This window comes from Streptomyces djakartensis (assembly GCF_014651075.1).
Taxonomy (GTDB): domain Bacteria; phylum Actinomycetota; class Actinomycetes; order Streptomycetales; family Streptomycetaceae; genus Streptomyces; species Streptomyces djakartensis.
This window is the reverse complement of the sequence record NZ_BMWE01000103.1, coordinates 1-508: the sequence shown is the minus strand read 5'-3', so window position 1 is coordinate 508 and position 508 is coordinate 1. Positions and strand designations below refer to the sequence as shown.

The following is a 508-nucleotide window of genomic DNA, read 5'->3' as shown; positions in this document are numbered from 1 at the left end:
GCGGTCAGCGCCACGCCGGCTGAATCATATCCTCGGTATTCCAGACGTTCCAAGCCTTGCAGACAGACCTCCAAAGGCTTGCCGCATGCCGTTTCCACATTTCCCGCATATCCAACGATTCCACACATGGCTCACCAGCCTAGCGGACAAACATTGCCTGAAGCGAATCCAACCCGCCGCCTTTGCAGGATTGGAACATGCGGGGCCCTAGCCGTGCCCCCGCTGGCGGGGGCTCCAGCGCAGCGGGTGGGGGTGGGCAGCCCCGATGCGCCGAACATCCCAGCATCCATCAATGCACAAACCAAGCAGCCCGACAAAAGCTCTGAATACCGGGAGCGCTGGAACGCCCTCAAGCCTCAACTCACCGTGATCCACGACCATCCGCGTACTCCGGACGAGCAAATGGCCATTGACGAGACCTGGGCGCGTGAAGTCGCAGCAGGAACACGACAGCCGACCATCCGATTATGGGAGTGGGCGGGCCCGGCTGTGGTCATCGGCCGTTTCC

At 61.8% G+C, this 508-nt stretch carries 1 pseudogene; it reads left to right on the top strand.

Annotated elements, in window-relative coordinates:
* Window positions 1-252 precede the first annotated feature (252 nt).
* Window positions 253-508, top strand: a pseudogene (locus IE212_RS35355) (hypothetical protein); the annotation flags it as partial.